Origin of the sequence: Shewanella sediminis HAW-EB3, assembly GCF_000018025.1 — a bacterium.
GTDB lineage: Bacteria > Pseudomonadota > Gammaproteobacteria > Enterobacterales > Shewanellaceae > Shewanella > Shewanella sediminis.
In genome coordinates, this window is the sequence record NC_009831.1 from 3984776 (window position 1) to 4007218 (window position 22443).

Sequence of the window (22443 nt, forward strand, 5' to 3'; positions counted from 1 at the left end):
AAATGGCCCATTTTTCATGACTTATACAGTTTTATTGAGTTAAAAAGTAAATATTTAGACTTCTAGACGTCCATTTGTTATGTTCAACTTTCACTCAAAGGAATAGGCAGAGACAATATGAAACTCGAGTCATTGGCACTTCACCACGGATATGAATCTGAAGCGACGACCAAAGCAGCGGCCGTGCCCATCTATCAGACGACCTCCTATACCTTCGATGATACTCAACATGGTGCCGATCTATTCGATCTCAAAGTGCCGGGAAATATCTACACCCGCATCATGAACCCAACCACAGATGTGTTAGAACAGCGACTGGCCGCCATCGAAGGCGGGATCGGCGCACTCGCCCTGGCATCGGGCATGGCTGCGATAACCTACGCCATTCAAGCCTTGACTCAGGTAGGCGATAATATTGTCAGCACCAGTCAACTCTATGGGGGCACCTACAACCTGTTTGCCCACACTTTGCCGCGTCAGGGAGTGGATGTACGCATGGCTGGCTTCGATGACTTCGACGGCCTGGAAGCCTTGATCGATGATAATACCAAGGCACTGTTTTGTGAATCTATCGGTAACCCGGCGGGGAATATTGTCGACCTCGAACGTCTGGCCAACATCGCCCATAAGCATGGCGTGCCTTTGATTGTCGATAATACCGTGGCGACCCCTGTGCTGTGTAAGCCATTTGAATTTGGTGCCGATATCGTGATCCACTCACTGACTAAGTATATCGGCGGCCACGGCACGACCATCGGCGGTGTGATTATCGACTCGGGCAAGTTTGACTGGGCCGCGCACCCTCGGCGTTTCGCACTACTGAACGAGCCCGATCCCTCCTATCACGGTGTCGTCTATACTCAAGCCTTCGGACCCGCCGCCTTTATCGGACGCTGTCGCGTCGTACCACTGCGTAATACCGGCGCCGCACTCGCTCCCCAAAGCGCCTTTTTGCTACTTCAGGGACTGGAAACCCTCTCACTGAGAATGGAGCGTCACTGCAGCAACGCTTTGGCCTTAGCCGAATATCTTCAGCAACATCCAAAGGTGAGTTGGGTCAATTACGCAGCATTGCCCAATAGCCCCTTCCAGGATAACTGCCACAAGATCACGGGCGGCAAAGCCTCCGGGATCATCAGCTTCGGCATAAAATCGAACCAGACCGGTGGTGGTAAAGAGGCGGGGGGTCGCTTTATCGATGCCCTTAAGATGGTACTGCGACTGGTCAATATTGGTGATGCTAAGTCTCTCGCCTGCCATCCGGCTTCGACCACTCACAGACAGTTAGATGCAACTGAGCTGGCTAAGGCTGGCGTAAGTGAGGATTTGATACGTATCTCAGTCGGTATCGAACATATCGATGACATCATCGCCGATGTCTCACAGGCGCTGGAACAGGCGGGTTAACGCCAATCCGTAATGGTAACCATACCATTACGGTCCTACATATTGGCTGCTTGCCCCCCCTTTTTATCGGGTATCGAGCAGCCAAGTATGCTTGCCCCCGATAACCTAAGCTTTTCTTATGGTTAGATAAATAACGCATAACCTACTGGATGAATAGTCAAAAATAGCCTTTAAAAGCATAAGCTAAGGCCTTATCACTATTCAATATAACAGCTATAGTTTACTAATGGGAATCGATTACAAAGGACAGTTGCAAGATGATGATTAAGGCCGCGGAACGGCATTTACAAGACGAACACCTGCTTGATGATATATCGGTCAATACCACCGAGATATGCGTACCCGAAGATATCTTCAATAGCTGGCAACAGACACTGGATCTGATCTCTGAGATTGTAGACACCCCGGCCGTGCTCATCATGCGAATACACAAAAATGACAATAAGATGGAGGTGTTTGCATCAAGCAAGAGCACCGGAAACCCCTACCGTCGCTATGACAACGATAACTTAGGCAAGGGTCTCTACTGCGAAACGGTTATCGCGCAAAATTGTGAGTTGCATATTCCCAACGCCTTAAAAGACAGCGACTGGGATAATAACCCGGATCTAAAACTTGGCATGATAGCCTACTGTGGCTTACCCCTACTCTGGCCCGATAACACTCCCTTCGGCACCATATGTATGCTCGACAATAAGGAGCACAGTTACAGCCAAAAATTCAGGCACCTGTTAGCCAGATTTCAAGAGGCGGTAGTCACCAACCTTGCCACCCTGTACCAGCAAGAAAAGCTGCAACACCTGAATCAACTCCTGGAAACGAGGGTGCAACTCAGAACCCATGAACTGGCCGAACTCAGCACAAAACTTATCCGGGAGATAGAGAACAGAACCTCGGCAGAATTTAGCCTCGAATACTCAAAAAACTATGATGAACTCACGGGACTACCTATGCGTTCCGGCTTGATCGACTCGCTCACTCAGATGCTTAAACAGAGCAAAGCGAGCGAAACTGTCACGGTACTCTATTTCGGTCTGCGTAAATTCAAATCGATTAACGACAGTTATGGTTACCTCATCGGCGATCAGGTTCTTTCTCAATTCAGTCAAAGATTAAAACAGTACTTAGATAAAGATACCTTAATCGCCCGCATTGCCGGTTCTGAATTTGTCATCGCCCGCTCCCATAAGAAAACCGCAAGCAATGATCTGGAGCTGATAACAAAAATATTAGACTGCTGTAACGCCCCTTTCTCTCTTGCTGGGTTCACCATTACCATTCCCTCCTGCATGGGGATTGCCCAGTTCCCCACCGACGCAACAACGGCAGAGGAGTTGCTACAAAAATCCAGCGCTGCGATGAGCATAAGTAAAACCGAAGGAGTCCGTTATAGCTTTTTCAATCAAGATACTCAGTCCAGTATAGAACAGCGCTATCAACTGGAGAGCCATCTGGTCGATGCACTCAATAATCAAGAGCTATACCTTAACTATCAACCTTTAGTCTGCTTAAAGACCCATAGAATACTCGGCGCAGAGGCTCTGCTGAGATGGCATAATCCGGTCTTGGGACAGGTGCCACCCGACAAGTTTATTAACTTAGCCGAGCATAATGGTCAGATCATCGAGATAGGTAACTTCGTACTCCATAGTGCACTTGCACAGGCAGCTCACTGGCAGGCCTTACAGCAAAGTGACTTTAGAATTGCCATCAACATATCACCACTGCAGTTCAGAGCGCCCAACTTTGCCGAGCATATCGCCGATCTGCTTACTCTGTACCAGCTACCCACCACCTCATTAGAGCTCGAGATCACTGAGGGTATCTTGTTACAGGATGAACACTTAGCCCATGACTCGATCAAAAAGCTACAAGCACAGGGAATACGTATCTCTCTCGATGATTTCGGTACCGGGTACTCCTCATTAAGTTATCTGCAGAAATACTCATTTAATACCCTGAAGATTGACCGCTGCTTTATTACCAACCTAGAGAAGAATGAGCAGGACAGAGAGCTCACCCGGGCCATTATCGCCATGGGTAAGAAGCTTAACCTACATGTGATCGCCGAAGGGGTTGAGACACAGGAGCAAGATCGGTTTATCCAGAGTGAAGACTGTGATTATGGTCAGGGCTATCTCTACGGCAAACCGACCAGTGCCGATGAGTTTGAGTCAAACTACCTGACAGAGTAAGGCCTATATGGAATAGCGTTCTTCCAACAACAAATTACAGTGTTGGATAACGATGCAAACGATCTAAACAATGCAATAGTTCCCCCTAGCCGAGAGTGGAGTCAAGTCTTAACCGCTATTCACTTGAGCCGGGAAGCTTTTTTCTTATCTTCCTGCTCATTCAACACCTGCATTCCGGATGTAATGGCCACCACGGCCTTAGAGTTAAATTCCCGAGCATACAAGGTATAGACCACAAACAGACTGGTTACGATGAACAGGGCCGGATGGAAAAACCAGCTCAAGACCGCCATAGCAAAATAATAGGCCCTGAGTCCATAATTGTATGAGTGCGCCGCTTGATCTTGCACTATCGCCATCTGTTTTGCATAGCAGCGAAGTCTGTCATCCCCGCCACCCGTTGGGTCGATGGGTGCGGCGCCGACCATCACATTGAGAAAACCATATTGACGCATCGACCAGGTAAACTGGAAAAAGGCCATCACGAAGATAAAGGTCAATAAGCTTAATTTCAGCTGGATCAAGGCATCGTTAGGGGTCGCCGTATAGGGGATTGACGCAATCACAGCCTCTAAGCGCTCAACCTGAGCAAATAACGTTAGCACACCGGCAAGGATCAGCATGGTAGTCGAGGCAAAGAAGGTAATATTACGTTCAAGATTGGCCAGAAGTGCCGCTTCACCGACTCTCACCTCACGGGTCATCAACTCGTTCATCCAATGAATTCGATGTTGATGCAGACAACGAGCGATACAGTTGGTGGTCTTGGCTTTACGACGTGCAAAGGAGGTGTAGCCGACCCAGCAACAGATAAAACAGATTAAAGAGATGAGATCCAAAACGGTAAAAGCCATAACAATCCTGATAAAATTCAACATCAGTCACTATTAAAGCAGTTTTAATCTTAGCTGGCCATGATCCGTTATAAACGCACTAAGTAGTAGTGATTCTATATGGGATAATTCATGCAGGCTTAATGCTCTCGAATGACCTGTAAATAGTTCAGCTAAAAACAGATGACTGAAGAGATAAAACCACTCACGCCTTCATATACCACGTTTCACTCTCGAACAGATATTAATAAAGAAACCAAATTTAAACTTATTGAAGTTAACGTACATCGACCGGTAAATAAAGTGTGCTTCCATAAAAAAACACAAATTAAGCTACCACTAAATAACAAGATGCCTTTAATAATGAGCAATTAAAAGCATACGTAAATTAATTGTAAACAAGAAAGCTTTGACACGCATAGGTCGCGGCAACAAAACAAATAATAAACAGCATGTTAGCGGCAGGCATGCAAGCGCGACGCGCTATCGAAGCTATATCCACTTCAGAAATGATAAACACACTCATTACTATAAGTGACAAATAACTTACTCCTTTACAAAGTAAAGATCTATTTCACATTACATAAATCATTCTGGAAAAAACAAACATATTAATGTTTGTTTAATATTTGAAGCGCTTTATACAGAAGCACCAACAAATAGGTATAAAAGAAACTAAAAGGTATGACTTAAAAATTTTATTAAACCCTGCAAATTAATAATATTCACAAAAAAATAACAACATAATAAAAACACGTTCTATTTGGAGCAATGATGAAAAATCAAATAAACAAGAGCTTCGTTCTGAGTCTTATCATGACTGGAATGATAGCGGGTTGTAGCGATGGTAAAGATGGAGCCGATGGTTCCGACGGTGGAAGTGGCATCATTATCGCAAAATCAGCCGAAAGCTTACACCTGGAGTATCTTGAATATGGTATCGATGATGCCGGCATGCGTTCTGCGAGCTTTAAGATCACAAATGAACTTAATCAGCCTGTGGTCGGTATCGGTTCGGTTCGCTTCCTGAGCTCACAACTGGCCACATCGGAACAAGGCTATACCGAACGCCAGGGCTTAGGGTATGTCACCTGTACCAGCGAAGCTGAAGACTGCTTAACGGATCATCAAGATGGATCTTATACCGTAATCAACACCACTCCCGTAAACGAGCTTGATTTGAGTGGAAAGGACTATACATTTAACCAAGATCTTCCACACCGCTTCATGGTTCGCCTACAAACCTATGGCGGCATTCCGGTCATTGGCAGTGTACAAGACATCATGCCTGAAGTGGACTTTATGATGGATGGTTCGGCGGTGACAACCACTCGTTCAATGATCGACACTGCAAGCTGTAATGCCTGCCATACCGATATCGCATATGCCCGTTATGACAGCTATGATCGCTCTCCACATTACGCCAATAATGTACAAGCATGTGCGACTTGTCATACGACAGGTGAAAAAGACTCTAAAGGCAGTATGGTTGAACGCGCTCACCGCTGGCATAACGGCCTCGATGGCGAGCTTGTCATTAGCTCATATGATTGCACCAGTTGTCATGTCACCGAAGCCACCGACGCCCTTCCAAATGGCGCAGAATGGTTAGCAAATACCACGAATGATAAAGCTTGTTTAAGCTGCCACGCGTCTGAAGAGCTAAAACATGGTCCAGAGATGCAATTCTCATGTGCCACTTGTCATGATGTAGCCCAATATCACCTGACTAAGGTCGACGCGAAAAAAGCGGCACGTGATGCTTATAGTGTCGATGTAACCCAAGTTTCAACCCTACAAGGCACCTCTGTTCGTGATGGCAACAGCTACAACACGGCTGAAATTACCTTCACCGTGAAAATTCTGGACAGTGAAGACACGCCATTAGCCACCAGTCCAAAAGAAGCCAAGGTATTTAATGCCCTTCGCGCCTCAGTTTCATGGGACATGGAAGCGGGCTACCGCATGTTAACCACTGAAACTAAAGACTCGGGTGAACTAGGCCGCTTAGCCAACCACTCCGTTAACTTCAAGTTTGAATCTATTGACCCTGTTTCATCTAACCCTGCAACCGGTGAATACACCTACATCATTTCCGGTCAGCTTGATGATGATAAATCTAAGAACTCAACCGGTGTGATCATTCCTATCGGTACCGATCTCAAAACGGGGATCTTAGCGATTGAGGGACAAGTTAAGGCCGATGAAAAAACCGGTGTTCCAACTCCTGATGGCACCTTGGTTGAGCGTATTCGCTCTAAATCAGTCTTCTTTACCTTAGAGGGACTCACCGATAATAGCCGTCGCCAAGTTGTAGATAATGCACTGTGTGCATCCTGTCATGGCGATCAAGCGTACGGTTACCACGGACGTCGTAATGACTTAGAGCAGCAGTGTGTCGCTTGCCATAACTTAGGCAATGCCGAGTGGGATAAAGGTCATATGGCACTGGAGCAGGCACCAGCAGACCCGGTACTCGACCATATCTCATGGAACACCTTTGTTCATGCCTTACATGCACAAAACCGTGAAGAACAGAATATGGGTGAAGCATCAAACCGTGTATTTAAGTACCCTGCACGCTTAAACGATTGTTCTCAGTGTCATGTTGATGGCAGTGCCAACCTTAAAGAGATTGAGAAGTCGAATGCACTAATCACACGTAATACCCATGAAGTCGACGCCGACTTCTTTGCCACCAGCCCGGGAGCCGCGACATGTTGGTCTTGCCATGGCCCATATGGCGGTGATTCACTTAAGAACCATATGATTCAAAATGGGGCTGATTTTGAAATGAAGCTTGAAGATGGTGTGAATGCCACTTTCGACGGTGATGTCGTGGTCGATGTAACACTATCTGGCGAGGCTTGCTCAGTGTGTCACTCCAGTGACAAGTTAGCAGAGTCTCACCGTTTCTGATATTCGAAGAGATGTAGCAACCTAGCTGAAACCGAGTCAATTAGCCGAGCACTTTGCGGCTAAATTAATCGGTAGAAAAATAGTAAAAGGTCTGAGTATTCAGGCCTTTTTATTTTCCCATCAAAAAAGAATGGTAAGTGCGGCATACGCAAAAAGGAAGTTGTGGTATAAAATACAAACACCACAAGCAATTAACACACCTTTCATTTCGTATCCATATGAAACATGAGTTTAATAAGGGAATATTTATGAAGTTACTCTCTGGAAAAACACTGACACTGCTACTCACTTCAACCCTTTTTTCCTTAACGGGTTGTGGTGGCAGTTCCGATTCGGGCGGTGATTCGGGCTCCTCGGGTGGCGGGAGTTCTGGAACGCCGCAATGGGTGGCAGGGGTATTTGCCCCCGACAGTGAACTTGCCGGTCAATGTGCCGCCGATCAGACTGGCTCCGAACTGACGGAGAAACTCTGGCTAAGGTCTTGGAGCAACGATACCTACCTCTGGTATGACGAAATTGCCGATATCGACCCGGCGCCTTTCGGTGTTATCCCCTATTTCAATCAGTTAAAAACCCAGGAGTTGTCAGCTACGGGTAATACCAAGGACAAATTCCACTCCTCAATGCCCACCAGCGAGTGGGAACAGTTAAACCAGTCCGGTGCCGCCGTGGGCTACGGCGCTCACTTCTTCATTCAGCAGGCCAATGGTACTCAGGACCGAAAGATAACAGTGACCTATGTCGAGCCAAACTCGCCGGCATCGATCGAGCACGTTTCCCGTGGCTACGTGGTCACAGAGATCGATGGCGTGAATGTAAAAGATGCGGCCGATAGCGCCAGCATAGCGCTCCTCAACAGAGGCCTGTTTCCCGACAGCGCCGGCCAGCATACCCACTTCACATTTAAACACTTAGATGGCCAGACCTTCAGTGATATGACCCTGACGGCGCAGACTATTGTCTCTACCCCGGTTCAGAACACTACAACAATAGTAACGACCACGGGAAGAGTGGGTTACCTGCAATTTAACTCACATATCGCTACCGCGGAGCGTGGCCTGTTCGATGCAGTCAATACCCTTAGCGACGCAGGGGTTGATGACTTAGTGCTCGATCTCAGATATAACGGTGGAGGCCTGCTAGCGATGGCTGGTCAACTTGGCTATATGATCGCCGGCAATCAGGCAACCCAAGGTAAAATATTTGAACGCAGCACCTTCAATGACAAACACCCCAATACCGATCCCGTCACGGGCCAGGCTTTAACACCTATGCCCTTCTTTAGTGAGAGCCTTGGCTTTAATGCCTCCTTACTCGGAGCCGGTCAGTCTCTGCCAAGCCTGAACCTGTCTCGTCTGTTTGTTCTCACGACAGCCAATACCTGCTCAGCCAGCGAGGCGCTGATGAACGGCTTGCGCGGCATCGATATTGAAGTTATCCAGATAGGGGATACCACTTGCGGCAAGCCTTATGGCTTCTACCCGACACCAAACTGTGGCACCACATTCTTTACCGTACAGTTTAAAGGCGAGAACGATAAAGGCTTCGGCGACTATTCCGATGGTTTCGTCCCAAGCGTCAATCCGACTCTGGAAAGTGAAATCCCCGGATGTAGCCTGAGCGATGACTTCAACCATGCCTTAGGCGATACCGATGAGCGATTGCTTAATGCCGCTCTTTACTATCGCGCTAACGACCGATGCCCAACGCTTCTGGGCAAGGCGGCTAAAGCAAAACCAAGAGCTCAGTTCATCGATACCGGTTTCATTTTGGAAGATACCCGAAGCCAGAATGTGCTGCACAATAACCGTATTTTAACTCAAAGCTCGCAGTAACCGAGCCAATAGTAGAGGTTGAGATGAAAATTCACCACTTACCAGGAATGCTACTCTTGCTCGCCGGCTGCTCGCTACAAGCTCAGGACCTGCGGGTTAGTGAGGCTAGCCCAGCGCTGCTGAGCAATAGTTCGACCGAGAGTATCGCGGAACTCCAGAAAGCGATAGCCAGCCTATTGAAGGTTGAAGAGGTACTGATTGCAGACGACGCATTTACGCAAAGCAGCCGCTTATCACTCAGTCGTGCCCCTCATACCGATCCCAATGGTCAGCTGATCATGGGACGAAACTTTGAGATGCCCGATATGGTTCAGCTTTTAATTCAGGGCAAGCAGTGCTTTGTCTATCACGAAGATAGTGACCAAAATCGTCCCTTACCGCTATCGAAATGCATAGCTGAGTAGTTAATCAATAATAGTTAATCGATCATACAGGCCGTAACCTATTACGGCCTGTTTTTGCCTCTTCCAAGACTCATAGCACCTAATCATTTCACCGCTTATTTTCGGTAAAAAGCCCCTTTCTCCTAAAAAATATTCTTAAAGATATTCGCGACTTGAATTGAAAACAATGTAACAAAACGCTTCAAACCTGCGCCTCTGCTAGACTTAAGGTAACTATCGGCCGCTTAAATAAGGGGAACGGTAATGGATTACAGAGCTAACATCATAAGGGTCGCGCTACTAAGCCTATCCTTATCTGCAGCAGGTTTATCAGGATCAGATGCCAATGCTGCTAACCCAACGACGAACACCAATACCATTTCTGATGCTACTTCTAATCCCGGCGCTCAGCACCGAGCCTTCCCTGACGTCAACCTCCCCGAACCCGCCAATGGCGAACACGCCATCGGGCTTTTAGGCGATAAGCTGCCGGATGTCGCGGCGGCATATGAAATGACAACTTCAGAGTTTGCCAAACTGATCAGAACCGATAAGACGGTATGGTTAGATCGCAGAGCTCATATCTTCTATGTAGAAGTTGAAGCACCAACAGAGCTCGCCGAATCCGATCCTGGCGGCGAAATCCAAACTGCACTCAATGAAGTAGAGACCTTTAGTCTCAATAGCCGCCCCGGGGCACCGCGAACCATATTTCTCGATTTCGACGGTCACACAACCACAGGTACCGCCTGGAATAGCTCCAATAATGTCACCACGATAAACTCCCCCGCCTATAACACAGACGGTACCTCGGCCTCCTTCACTCAACTCGAACTCGATAGAATTTATCTGATGTGGCAACAGGTAGCCGAAGACTTTGCCCCATTTAATGTAAATGTGACAACCCAGGAACCCTCACCAGACAAGATAACGAGAACCACCTCTTCCGATCAGACATTCGGAACTCGGGTTATTATCACGCAAGATAACTTCGCCAATTGCGGCTGCGGCGGTTTCGCCTATTTAAGAATATTCGATGATTACGGCAGTAATGGCGATTATTACAAACCCGCCTTCGTATTTAACTCTAGCGTTGTCGGCGCAGGGGAAGCGATCACTCATGAGGCCGGCCATAATCTTGGGCTTAGCCACGACGGACAGAGTGATGGCACCAGCTACTACCAGGGACATGGATCCGGCGCCACTGGCTGGGCCCCAATCATGGGAGTCGGCTATTACCGCGAACTCGTCCAATGGAGCAAGGGGGAATACCCCCAGGCGAACCAGCAACAAGATGATATTCAGGTGATACAGAATTACGGCGCGCCTTTGATGCTCGATGATCACGGCGATAGTATCGCTAATGCCTCGGCGTTAAGCGAAACTCCCAATGGCGACACGACCACACTCGATGGCAACGGCCTGATACGCCGCCGTGATGATATGGACATGTTTAGCTTCACTGCCGGCGCGGGAAGTTTCACTCTGAATATCTCGCCATCCGCTGTAAGCCCGAACCTGGATATTCTGGCTCAGCTCTATAACAGTTCAGGCACTCTGATAGCCAGCAATAACCCCAGCTCTTCACTCCCCGCGGCGATCAGCGGCAGCTTTGCCAGCGGCGGAGAATACTACCTCAAGGTGGATGGCACTGGTAAAGGCGAGCTCTCTACCGGTTACAGTGATTACGGCAGCTTAGGCTGGTATACCATCAATGGTAGCGTGCAAAATGACGGCAATTTACAATCCCCGACCGCCGCCGTCTCAGTTGGTTATGTTCCGGGATATGCACCTATCACCGCGTTCTTCAATGGTTCAGCCTCCACCGATGATATCGGGATCACCGACTATAGCTGGAATTTCGGCGACGGTGGAGTGGGTAGTGGAGTGAGTCCGTCTCATGAATATCTTGCCCCGGGCGTATATAATGTCACTCTGACCGTTACCGATACCGACAACCTCACGGACTCAGACACGCTGGCCATCTCTGTGGTTAACCGCTCGCCGATTGCGATCGCCAACGCCGACAGCTACTCAGGCACCGCCCCCCATAGCGTTCAATTCTATAGTACGGGCTCAAAAGATCAGGATGATTTGGGCACCATTACCTATGCCTGGCTATTCGGCGACGGCAACGGTTCAACTTCCGCCAATCCGAGTCATCTCTATGCGGCTCAAGGTACATATACTCCGAGTCTGACCGTCACCGATAACTTAGGCGTTCAGGATAGCGTCACACTGTCGGATATCAGTATCTCACCACCGGCTTATCTGGACCAATATGCACAAGGCGAGATATTAGGTTCGGGTACGGTAGGAGGGAATTACACAGACACCTTCGATAACAGCTCGGCTCAGACAATTAGGGAGCGGGAGTCCGGCGGCAGAAAAAGCAGTCGCTATAGCTATTTGCTACATACCTGGTTATTTAATGTCTCATCGGGTAACACAGTGACCATACATCTGAACGCCTGGATGACAGGCTCTTCAGACAGCGATCAGATGCGCTTCTCCTACTCAGTGAATGGCGCAGACTATGTCGAATTCACAAGAGTACAGAACACTGACAATGTGGGACTTAAGTCTTTCTTTATGCCTCAGGGCAGCAGCGGGGATGTACGCATTCGTGTCGAGGACACAAATCACACCCCGGGACGCCGAGGCTTAGATACCGTCTATATCCAGCAACTCTATATCAGTAGCGAGACCCTGCTCGACGGTGATGTGCCAGCAACGCCGTCCATGCAGACTGCGACGCCAATATCATCGAGCCAGATAGATATCGCCTGGACTGAAACATCGGAGAATGAATCTGGCTTCAATATCGAGCGCTCAACCGACCAAAGCAGCTGGAGCTCAGCAGGCTCGGTAGGGGCTAATGTCACCACTTTCAGCGATAGCGGATTATTGGCAGGCACGACCTATTACTACCGCATCAGTGCCTTTAACGGTTATGGCAGCTCGCTTGAGTCCAATACCGTTTCGGCCACCACCGATGCTGCAAGCCCCATCAGCCTCACCGCCACTGGCAGGAAGGTTAAGGGAATTAAACATATCGACCTGCAGTGGTATCAATACCCAGATGTCGATATCTACTTCGATAATGCTGACGCCGTTACTTTTAGCGCAGAAAGTAGTGAACCCTATGGTTACGATCTCAACACCGGCCTGAAAGGCGGTGGCAATCATTCTATTCAGGTGTGTAACGCCGGCGGCGGAGACTGCTCGGAGGTGGTGACTGTGATCTTTTAAAATCACGGTTCTCTTGGAACCTGCAACAGATGGTTACACCACGCACGCTTGTCATAATAAAAAACCGCAGCGAAGGCTGCGGTTTTTATTTTTCTTTAATTAAGCTCAGTAGCTTCGAGTACGGTTTAACACACTGTCGAGGCGACACATCACTTAAAAGTTAACCGTCTGCTCACCAGTACAGGTCGATGTACCTTCATCACAGGCTTTATAGGTGTATGAACCGCCGCCCTTAGATGTGATTGAGTCAGTATAAGTCGAACTTGCCGATGTAGTAGTAATCATGCTGCCATTACGATACACATCGACATTGCTGCCCGCCGCACCGCTAAAGCTCAAGTCGACTTTCTTCACGCCTTTGCTCTTATAACCGCTCGCAGAAAGAGTGAAGTCACCACCTGGTTCTGTGCCACCGCCGTTACCGGCACAACCATTAGCCGTCAGGTAAGCATCGGCTGCAGCCGCCTTGACGATACCGTAACCGAAGTAATCATCTTTACCCGCAGCGCCGCTGTCCATGGCTGTCGCTTTAAGTGCTTCACGAATTTCTGTACCCGTACACTCGTTATGATTTGACCAAACCAGCGCCGCAAGACCAGAAACCGCAGGTGTCGCCATCGAGGTTCCACTCATGAAACCAAAGTCAGAGGTACCGATATCGATATTCGCACTGCCGGCAGCTAACAACGCCGCTCGATCTTCGAAGGCAGCGCCAACAGCCGGGATACTTGTAGTATTGGTGTCACCTAAAGTGGCATAGAGCATACCCGCTTCATTGTTGATGATGATCGCACCAACGCCGCCGGAACCTTCACAGTTAGCCACTTTATCGTGGAAAGAGATCACGCCGCGATCGATCACACAGATATTACCGTTAGCACCACCGTCGGTCGCCTCGGCGGTACCCATGTAGTAAGTACTACCGTTAACAGCACCAGAGTTTTCCATCGCGGAGCTCGCGTAAGCCACACCATCGGCAGTCATGTTTGCCGATGTAGCCATACCCGCAGGGTACGTCGATAGGGTATCGACACCACCTGCCGTCACTTCGACACAGATAGTCTCATCATCTTTCGCACGCTTGCCGCGACCAGACAGACAAGTTGGGAACTGAGAGAAATCGGCGATATTATTATCGGCATCGTTCGCACCAATCATCATCACAGAGGGGTAACCCGCAGGATATGAACGTACGTTATTACCGTCGTTACCGGCAGCGGCCACGACCAAGCCACCCGCATCGGTAAATGCCTGAAAGGCATTGGATTCGGTAGAGTTTGAACCACCACCACCAAGACTCATGCTGATGATGTTAGCACCCGCGGCACTACATAGATCGGCAGCTTTAGCTAAATCTGATGAGTAGCCCCAGCCATCTTCATTAAATACCTTGATGATATGCAGATCGGCGCCCGGCGCCATACCTACAACTCCAAAACCATTATCTGCCGCAGCTACGGTACCCGCAACGTGTGTACCATGTGGGCCACCATGGTCATTCCAGTTCCCCGTACCCGAGTCATTGTCACCGCTAATGTTATTCCACTCGAAATCACCATTACTGCTATCCAGACCCGAATCGATAATACAAACCTTCATACCGGCATTGGCATTAAAGGTAAGCTGATCGGCCTGAGACTGATAAACCGCATAAGGCGTTACCTGCTCAGTCATAGGGTTACCCGCATCATCACTGAAGGCAGACATCAGGTGACGACGTTGGTCGGCTTCGACCAGTTTAATGTGTGGGTTATTCAGTAACCCTTTAACCTGTAAAAGGTCTTTACCGGCAAACGTTGCCGAAATAAAACCATTTCCATCTACATGTATTTGAGCACCAAGCTTGTTAGCTAACGCCTTAACGATGCCTTTATTGTTATTGTCCACTTGAATAATATAACGATCGTCATCTGCTTTTGCGGTTGTCGATACACTCACTGTCAGGGCAATGATTGCACCCGCAATTTTAGATAATTTCATAAAGTCTCTCCGATTTATTTTTTAGTATAGAGTTACTATGGCTACTGAATAATGCCGCAACACTTTTCACTGTTGAGCGTGCTTTTTTCGACATTATCGTTGGCTTAACGCTTTAGAAACTAACAGACATCACAAAACATAACAATAGAACAACAAAGATTTAACAAATGTAAGTATAATCTAATACTTTGTGTCACATTTAAAATCTACCAATCGCAAACACCTATTTTTCCCCGATAACAGGCTTCCTGTGTTACTTTCTAGCATTACCAACTCCAGTCAGTGATCGGGTAGTGCATCCCTATGTTTAGTCAGGAAAGTTTTTCGTTTTTATCTCTGCTCGCCAGTAACAATGAGCGCGAATGGTTCAAATCCCATCAGGCTCGATATGAAGATGAGGTGCGCACGCCGGCACTCAAATTCATCGAAGCCATGCAGCCGCATATAGTCTCCCTCTCGCCCAGACTGACGGCGGTGCCTAAGAAGGTGGGTGGCAGCTTGATGCGGCCACAGCGTGATGCCAGGTTCAGTAAAGATAAGACCCCCTACAAAACCAATGTCGGCATTCAGTTCAGGCATTTTCAGGGCAAAGATGTCCACGCCCCGGGTTTATATCTGCATATCGCCAACGAAGGTTGCTTTCTCGGTGCCGGAATTTGGCACCCCGATTCGAAGGCGCTAAACAAGATCCGCACCTGTCTCGATGAGAACCCCAATGCCTATAAGAAAGCGCTGGCGCAATTGAGAGCCGGAGGGTTTGAGATGGAGGGAGATAGCTTAGTGCGCCCACCGCGTGGCTATGATAAAGCCCACCCCATGCTCGAGGAGCTTAAACGAAAAGACTTTATCGCTATCAAGAATATCGACGCCAAGCAGATATACGACAAAGATTTTGTGAATTGGTGTGCCAATGAATTCAAGCAGACTCAGAAGCTGATGGGTTATTTGTGCTTCGCGTTGGATCTGGATTACTGATACGTACTCGCTAAGCTTGTGAACAGGTCAAGTTTGTGAGCAGTCTAAGGAATAACTATGATAGAACTCTACACTGCAGCAACACCCAACGGACATAAGATCTCTATCGCCTTAGAGGAGATGGGACTGGATTATCAGGTTATCCATATCGATCTGATGGCTGGGGAGCAGAAAAGGCCCGAGTTTATAGCCATCAACCCTAATGGCCGTATTCCTGCCATCATAGACAGGGGTAACGATGATTTTACCGTCTTCGAATCCGGTGCAATCTTGCTTTATCTCGCCGAAAAGACGGGGAAATTCCTGCCTGCTAACCCTAAGGAACGTTCGCAAGCGACTCAATGGCTGATGTTCCAGATGGGCGGCGTCGGCCCCATGATGGGACAAGCCAATGTCTTTTATCGCTACTTCCAGGAAAAAATTCCCGCGGCTATCGTTCGCTACCAACATGAGAGCCGTCGCCTGTTCGAGGTGATGAATAACCAGCTTGCCGACAACCGCTACATAGCGGGCGATCAATACACCATCGCCGACATGGCCACCTGGCCTTGGGTGAGAACCTATGAGTGGAGCGGTGTCGATATCACAGGACTAACCCACCTTCAGCGTTGGATTGAGGAGTTAGCACTAAGGCCCGCTTCTCAGAAAGGAATCGTCACCCCACCTTCATCGGAACTGAGCGAGGAGGAGCTAGCCAAGGAGATTAGGAAGATGGTGACGGAGTAGGCTTAGAGCGACGAGGTGCGAGGCAGTTTGACCGCTAAACCCCGTTTATCATGCGCTAAAAATTAAATAACACTTGATTCTATATAGCATTCCCATAAACCTTAGGCTCAAGTATGAGAGGCATGGATGCCGAACTGGCTTTTAGATATGGCAGTCTTAGTTAGCCAACATCTTAGCTTTGTCCGCGAAAAAAGAATGATGTCGTACACAAATGCTATATTTAAAAAATATTCGTCAATCTGCTATCGAAGGACGTTATTTGGAGATTATATGCGCTATAAACATCACTTAATTGCTATAACTTTACTTTTAATCAGCAACTTCTCCTTTGCTAATGATAAAGTAATCAGTGTTGCAACATTAAGTGATTACGCTCCTTTCTGTATGGCGAGTGAAGATAGCAAAAGTAATCAGTTCATTCCTGTAGGTCAAGATGCTGTAGGGTTTAGCGGATATAGCTGGGATGTGTTCAGAGCAAGTTTCCATAGGATGGGCTACTCGATTCAAATATCAGTTACACCATGGGCCAGAGCGCTACACTCTCTGCAAAGCGGCAAAGTTGATATTCTATTCCCGGCAGGAAAGAGCGTAGAGCGACTAAAGGTATTTGATTACTCAAAGGAGCCCATCAGCGAGATTAATTTTGCGCTTTATGTAAATGCAGACAGCACAATACAGTGGCAAGGTTTAGCATCGCTGGAAGGGTTAACAGTTGGTGTTAAAAGAGCTTTCAACTATGGGGATAGATGGAACTCAACCACAGATATAATCAAATTTGATGTCAACGGCAGTCAACAAGGATTTAAAATGTTAGCGTCAAACCGGATTGATGCCCTTCTTGGTTACGAATACAGCTGGGACTATTTTTTAAAACAAGCAGGTTGGAAACACAAATATCGAAAGCTCGCCATCCTCGACTCTACTCATGAGTACCTGGCATCTCTCAAGAGTAACCCCAGGCGCAAAACATTATTCAAAGCCTTTGAACAAGGCAAAAAACAGCTCATAGAAAGTGGAGAACTCGGCAAGCTCAAACAAAAATGGTTCGGTAATAATCAATAAGAGGTTGGGAAAAGCTTGTGAGCTACTATCTTCATTCCTTTCTCAAGGTCACCCGAAATAACTTTCGAGGAAGCGCCCCCTCCTCAAACTCATCAATTTCAACTATTTTAAACCCCTCGGCTAAATGTCTCACCTTATCTTCTGAGAAGAAGTGCACTATAAAGCCCCCAGCCTGATACATATCCTCGCCATGATGGGTGCCGACAGCATAATCAGCATCCCCTGTATGTCTGACAGTATAGATATTTAGGCCGCCTGGCTTCAGTACTCTTCTAACCTCCTTTGACAGGAACTCAAGCTCACTGGTGGTGAGCGCCATACAATAGAGCATATGAGAATAACAGGCATCGAGTGAATCATTTTTGAAAGGTAATGGGTTTCTGATATCGTGACATTTGGCAGTTATGAGATGAGAAAGCCCTAGTGATGCTGCTTTTTCTTTTATCTCTACAACTCCAGACGGTGAATAATCTATCACTTGAACCTGAAAGCCACTTTTAGCAAAGAACATGGTATCGCGCCCCTGGCCACCTCCAAGCTCTAGAATGTCACTCACTCCCTCTTTCTTAAATAGATCGACCGCTATTGAAGCGCAAGCGCTCTGTAGTTCACCAAACATATCCGGCTTACTTGAGAGAGTGGTTTCCCAGTGACTTTTCTGTTTGGCCAAACTGGATTTTTGAGTACCTATCACTTCTTTCATCACATGATATCTCTTTTGATTTTGAATCCACCTAACCGCAAAGCACAATTTATTCACAATTATTTTAGTAACTTATTAGCATGGTTTCTGTGAGGCAATGACCATTTTGTCCGGAGAAGCCGAGAATTTAGATAATCGAGAATCAGTTTGGCGTGTTAGATAAATCAAATTACCAGTAAAGGCATATTTTTGAATCCAATAGAATCATACACTTTGACATATCACCTTGCCCCCTCCCACCAATTAACACAGCCAAGACGAAGAGATCTCCTTCTTTAAAATCACCAAGTGTAGAGCCCACATGGAAGTGCTTGCGGCGACTCACAGAAGCATCTGCACAGCCTGCCGCAGGAGGCGATAGATACCAATGAAGGAACACACTTCAAACCCACTCCCCGGTACCAACAACCCACATAAAAAATGCCACCAGCCTTCATTCTAAGGCTGCCCAACTTCTGTTACACTTGCGCCCAGATAAATACCAGCGCTAGGCAACTACCCATGGGCGACTCCTTGAACTCGAGCCAAAGTAACTCCACCCCAAAAGACTTACTCTCAATAACAGATGTACAAGCCGAGACCACGTCTCAGAAGCGGGCACTGAGCTACGCCAATACCATATATCTGCTGTTTCATCAGGTTATGGATAAGCAGCAACCCGCCGATCGTGTCGTAGGCGAATATTTCAGAGTCAATAAGAAGCACGGTTCTAAAGACCGACGCGTGATCCGTGAGAGTCTGTTTGCCATGTTCCGTTGGTGGGGCTGGTTAAACAAATTCAGCGATGCTCAGTCGAGTCAAGCCTGGTTCTCTATGCTCACCGCAACCGCGACCATGGAATCACACGCCTGGCATGACATAATTCAAGCCTGGGGAGAGTTTTCAGGTATCGACTTTTCTGGCTCTAGCTATAACCAGGATGCGCCATCGACTGCATTCCCTTGCGTGAGCAGCAAGTGTGAGTGGATGAATGCACAATTTGCCCCACTGACATTTGATACCGATGAGCTGGTACCGGGGTGGTTCTGGCAGGTTTGTCCGATCGAAGATGCGGCGCAGCGATTGGCTATGGTCGAGTCTCTGTCATCACGCCCTCCTATCTGGAGCCGCGCTCAGAATATCGATACAACTACCGCCATTGAGCAGCTCAATCTGGTCGATGTTCCGGCAACAGCCAGTGACTATTTCAGTGACACGATTAACTTAGGCCATAAGAGCATTAACTTGAATGGCTTATCTCTGTATAAAGAGGGCAAGCTGGAGATACAGGATCTTGGCTCTCAGGTGATTGGCCATATCTGTGCCCCCAAAGAGAATGACCTTTGGTGGGACACCTGTAGCGGCGCCGGAGGGAAAAGCCTACAGCTCAGATCTCTGATGCTTCAGCAGAGCTCTCAATCCACTGGTAGTATCATAGCATCCGATATACGTCGCAAACCCTTAGAGGAGTTAGCCAAGCGAGCTAAGCGAGCCGGCTTTAAGGGGATCACTGTTTCCCCGTGGAAATCCGATGAGCTGCCGGTACCTCACGCCCATTTCGATGGCGTGCTCGTCGATGCGCCTTGCAGCTGCACCGGCACCTGGCGTCGAAATCCGGATATGCGCTGGATAGATGCCGTGGAAGTGGTACAAGACAAACCTGAGTTGCAACTCGATATTCTGCGCAGAAGCAGTCAGGCAGTTAAACGTGGCGGCACTTTAGTCTATGCCACCTGCTCACTCTCTCCCGTTGAGAATGAAGAGGTGGTTAATGCCTTTTTAGCCGAACAGAGTGAATTCACCTTAGAGTCAATCACTCACCCGTTCACCGGCAACGAAACAGAGATGCTAACCGTATTCCCGTTCGAAGCCGATACAGACGGTATGTTTGTGGCACGAATGAGACGAAGCTAAACTCCCTCCATGGTAAAGTGAGATAAAAGAAAAGGCGGCCTCGGGTCGCCTTTTCTTTACGAACCAGCCCCCATGCCTCTCCTCACTCAATTTCACACCTTGACCCGATGCACTCGCTAAGCCGCCTGTCATCTTTCTTTCATCATCTTGTCATCGATTTGTCATAGGGAGTTTTTATTCTCATCTCCACAGCATGAGAAAGGACAGCGACACATGGAATTAGCCGCTGCTTAATTGGAGATGAATATGACAAACTTCTATGAAAACAGTGATCCGCTCTGGGAAAGTGAGGACGAAAATGGTCAGGCTAAACAGAGAAGTAAGCGAAATAAGCACAGACGCAGGCAAGAGTCAGTTCAGAAGCGTCAATACTTCGAGGGGCTCGAAGGTGAGTATCAGGAGCAGAAGTGGCAATAACCTTAGCTAAGCAAGGAATGCTCGTGGTTTAAGGCCAAGTACTGACATTGATACAAGCTCCTGCGACTCACAGCCCAGACGCTATACCAACGAATCCATCGGAATCGTTCTGCTTTGGCTGTGCTTGAGTCGACGTTTCTCCGCCTTACGAATATACATATTCATATCTGCCGTTCTCAACCACTCACTGGCATCATTCGCATCCTGATTTAAGGCATAACCATAGCTCAGCCCGGTATCTTTACCGCCCTCTTTTTCGATAGTTATTGAGAGTTCAGCTAACCGGGCTTCGATATCGGGAGTCTGCTCGACCGATACCAGAATAACAAAGTTATCGCCTCCGATACGAAACAGACTCGTGTTTTCAAACCCATCACAGATGGCTGTCAATTGTTTAGCCGCATACTGCAATAAACAATCTCCCTCTTGATGCCCAAGCTGGTGATTGACCTGCTTGAGGCCATCGAGATCTAATAGAAACAGATGCTGAGTTTGCTTCGCATCTTTGCCAAGTAATGTCTCAGACTGCATAAACTCATCGAACGCATGACGATTCGGTAGCTGGGTCAGCCGATCTTGACGTACCTTTTCCCAGGCCTCCCCTAATGTTTCTATGTATGTTTTCCGCTCTTCGGAGAGTAACTTTATCTTATTTGCCAGCGCCAGTGATAAAAGCAGGGCATCGGCGGTGCCGCCCACCAAGGTGGCTAGCTCGGCGTACGCAAAAAAGTCCGGAGTGAGTCCCAGGTTACCGGGTAAGATAATCACAGCTGGCAGTAACAGGCAGGTAAAGGCAAAGATAAAATAACGTGCAGGGGAAAATCCTTTGAGCAGACAAACATTGCCACATGTGATGGCAAGCGCGATCCAGAGCATGATTAACACAGAGGCGATGAGCGCCGTATGAGAGACCAGAAAGATACTTGTCGGCAAGGCAATCACACAGGCCCACAACAACACTTTACTTAAATACCATAACTGAGGTGAATATTCAGGAAGCTGGAGAAAGTGCTTATAAAATAGGATATTAAAAATCGGCAAACCAATAAAGAACAGATGATGAAGCTCTAAGTTATGAAAGCTCATTAAGTGAGCCGGTATATGGAAAGTTAAGCCCCACCCTACAAAGTAAACCAATACATATAGGCCATAATAGAGAAAGGCCCGGTCTAAAATTGAGGTGTAAATTAGTAAATTATATAGAGCAATAAACAAGAGGCCGCCGAGGCATAAGATCACCGCCATCGCCTCCAGATCTGAACTCCTCTTATGTTCACCGTATGCATTTAGCTCCACTTTAGGAACCGAAGAGAAGTAGCGGCTCTCCATTCGAACAATTAACCAGTACTCTACGCCGTAATTTAATTCAACTTGGCGACCATAATCGAACAGGAATTCATAGGGTGCATCGTAGCCGCTGTGTGCCTTTTGATAACTGCCATCATCTCCGATAACGTAGTAATCCAGTGACTCCACTACTGAGTTTCTAACATTGATCACCCACTCAGGCTCAGCTTCATACATCAAAACAGGCATGGCTAACCAATAACTCCCACCCGTTAGACCGATCTTGTCGGCTTTTTCCAGCGTTGACATCCACGTCATCACATCACTGTGCTTAGAGGGAGCACTTTCACGGGGAGAGGCATGAAACAGAAACGATTGATCCAGAGAGGGAGCCGCGAAGGAGACGAAACTGCACCCGATAAGGCTCAAACACAGAAGTAATAAAACGCACGCTCTATGGATCATTGCGATAAGCCCAGATAGATAGCGAATAGGTGTTATTTTTTCGGCTCCTCGAAGAGGGTCGAATACAAAGCGACAACAAGATCAATTCTATTAACGCTAAGAGCGGTTTGC

At 47.7% G+C, this 22443-nt stretch carries 15 protein-coding genes; 11 read left to right on the forward strand and 4 right to left on the reverse strand.

Annotated features, from left to right (window positions below; all coding sequences use genetic code 11):
- Positions 1 to 117 precede the first annotated feature (117 nt).
- Together SSED_RS17175 and SSED_RS17180 are read left to right on the forward strand one after the other, a co-directional pair.
- A complete protein-coding gene (locus SSED_RS17175) occupies positions 118 to 1407 on the forward strand; it encodes an O-acetylhomoserine aminocarboxypropyltransferase/cysteine synthase family protein (protein ID WP_012143617.1) in 1290 nt (429 codons plus the stop codon).
- A gap of 257 nt (positions 1408 to 1664) precedes the next feature.
- Positions 1665 to 3602, forward strand: a complete 1938-nt coding sequence (locus tag SSED_RS17180; protein ID WP_012143618.1) for a sensor domain-containing phosphodiesterase — start codon at positions 1665 to 1667, stop codon at positions 3600 to 3602.
- A 119-nt stretch (positions 3603 to 3721) separates the two neighbouring features.
- On the opposite strand, the gene SSED_RS17185 is transcribed toward SSED_RS17180, so the two are convergent.
- Complete coding sequence (locus SSED_RS17185; RefSeq protein ID WP_012143619.1) at positions 3722 to 4456, reverse strand: DUF599 domain-containing protein; 735 nt, start codon at positions 4454 to 4456, stop codon at positions 3722 to 3724.
- 753 nt (positions 4457 to 5209) lie between these two features.
- On the opposite strand from SSED_RS17185, the gene SSED_RS17190 reads away from it, so the two are divergent.
- The 4 genes from SSED_RS17190 to SSED_RS17205 all read left to right on the forward strand — a co-directional run bounded on the left by SSED_RS17190 (position 5210) and on the right by SSED_RS17205 (position 12824).
- On the forward strand, positions 5210 to 7354 hold the full coding sequence (locus tag SSED_RS17190; protein WP_012143620.1) for an OmcA/MtrC family decaheme c-type cytochrome: 2145 nt from the start codon (positions 5210 to 5212) through the stop codon (positions 7352 to 7354).
- A gap of 248 nt (positions 7355 to 7602) precedes the next feature.
- The gene (locus SSED_RS17195) at positions 7603 to 9189 is read left to right on the forward strand and encodes a S41 family peptidase (RefSeq protein WP_041421762.1); all 1587 of its coding nucleotides are present in this window, start codon (positions 7603 to 7605) and stop codon (positions 9187 to 9189) included.
- Between the two features lie 23 nt (positions 9190 to 9212).
- Positions 9213 to 9593, forward strand: coding sequence for a hypothetical protein (locus tag SSED_RS17200; RefSeq protein ID WP_012143622.1), 381 nt, complete (start codon positions 9213 to 9215; stop codon positions 9591 to 9593).
- A 243-nt stretch (positions 9594 to 9836) separates the two neighbouring features.
- A complete protein-coding gene (locus SSED_RS17205) occupies positions 9837 to 12824 on the forward strand; it encodes a PKD domain-containing protein (RefSeq protein WP_012143623.1) in 2988 nt (995 codons plus the stop codon).
- Positions 12825 to 12977: 153 nt separating this feature from the next.
- Here the strand turns inward: SSED_RS17205 and SSED_RS17210 are convergent, their stop codons facing one another.
- Positions 12978 to 14804: a S8 family serine peptidase gene (locus tag SSED_RS17210; RefSeq protein ID WP_012143624.1), complete on the reverse strand. Its 1827-nt coding sequence runs from the start codon at positions 14802 to 14804 to the stop codon at positions 12978 to 12980.
- A gap of 303 nt (positions 14805 to 15107) precedes the next feature.
- Between SSED_RS17210 and SSED_RS17215 the strand changes: the two genes are divergently transcribed.
- From SSED_RS17215 to SSED_RS17225, 3 genes are all read left to right on the forward strand, one after another.
- On the forward strand, positions 15108 to 15779 hold the full coding sequence (locus SSED_RS17215) for a DUF2461 domain-containing protein (RefSeq protein WP_012143625.1): 672 nt from the start codon (positions 15108 to 15110) through the stop codon (positions 15777 to 15779).
- 57 nt (positions 15780 to 15836) lie between these two features.
- Positions 15837 to 16505, forward strand: coding sequence for a glutathione S-transferase family protein (locus tag SSED_RS17220; RefSeq protein WP_012143626.1), 669 nt, complete (start codon positions 15837 to 15839; stop codon positions 16503 to 16505).
- Positions 16506 to 16775: 270 nt separating this feature from the next.
- The gene (locus tag SSED_RS17225; protein WP_012143627.1) at positions 16776 to 17567 is read left to right on the forward strand and encodes a substrate-binding periplasmic protein; all 792 of its coding nucleotides are present in this window, start codon (positions 16776 to 16778) and stop codon (positions 17565 to 17567) included.
- 31 nt (positions 17568 to 17598) lie between these two features.
- Here SSED_RS17225 and SSED_RS17230 read toward each other — a convergent pair whose 3' ends face one another.
- On the reverse strand, positions 17599 to 18270 hold the full coding sequence (locus SSED_RS17230; protein ID WP_012143628.1) for a class I SAM-dependent methyltransferase: 672 nt from the start codon (positions 18268 to 18270) through the stop codon (positions 17599 to 17601).
- Between the two features lie 501 nt (positions 18271 to 18771).
- On the opposite strand from SSED_RS17230, the gene SSED_RS17235 reads away from it, so the two are divergent.
- Positions 18772 to 20163 carry an RsmB/NOP family class I SAM-dependent RNA methyltransferase gene (locus SSED_RS17235; protein WP_041421765.1) on the forward strand — a complete coding sequence of 464 codons (1392 nt, stop codon included), beginning with the start codon at positions 18772 to 18774 and terminating at the stop codon, positions 20161 to 20163.
- Positions 20164 to 20409: 246 nt separating this feature from the next.
- The gene (locus SSED_RS24865) at positions 20410 to 20580 is read left to right on the forward strand and encodes a hypothetical protein (RefSeq protein ID WP_190273168.1); all 171 of its coding nucleotides are present in this window, start codon (positions 20410 to 20412) and stop codon (positions 20578 to 20580) included.
- A gap of 81 nt (positions 20581 to 20661) precedes the next feature.
- On the opposite strand, the gene SSED_RS17240 is transcribed toward SSED_RS24865, so the two are convergent.
- Positions 20662 to 22332 (reverse strand): diguanylate cyclase, encoded by a 1671-nt coding sequence (locus SSED_RS17240; protein ID WP_049772133.1) that lies wholly within the window; start codon positions 22330 to 22332, stop codon positions 20662 to 20664.
- Between the last annotated feature and the right edge of the window lie 111 nt (positions 22333 to 22443).